At 31.3% G+C, this 300-nt stretch carries 1 pseudogene; it reads left to right on the forward strand.

The annotated features are described in order from the left end of the window. Nucleotides 1–256, forward strand: a pseudogene (locus ACSG5Z_RS30745) (TetR/AcrR family transcriptional regulator); the annotation flags it as partial. Nucleotides 257–300: the final 44 nt, after the last annotated feature.

Here is a 300-nt window from a genome sequence, read left to right on the forward strand (position 1 = left end):
GAAGAAGTTAGAGTCTCACGCATTTTATCGGAATTGTTTATTGTCTATTTATGGTGAAAAGGTTATGCCTTATTTATTAGATTTAGTCATTATGGTAGAAGGCATATGCCGTGGATATTTAGAACAAATCATTTTACAAGCACCAGAAATTGACTTATCTTACGTTTCTGCTTTTTTTTTGAAAAGATTAGATGATTTAGTAGATGGATTGTTAGAATCTTGGGAATATGCTGTGTTACATGAAGAAAAGATTGGGTAATTTCTTTGGAAATCAGAGCTTATTAAGGTGCAGTTTAAGTA

The sequence above is a fragment of the Bacillus pretiosus genome (assembly GCF_051294775.1).
GTDB lineage: Bacteria > Bacillota > Bacilli > Bacillales > Bacillaceae_G > Bacillus_A > Bacillus_A wiedmannii.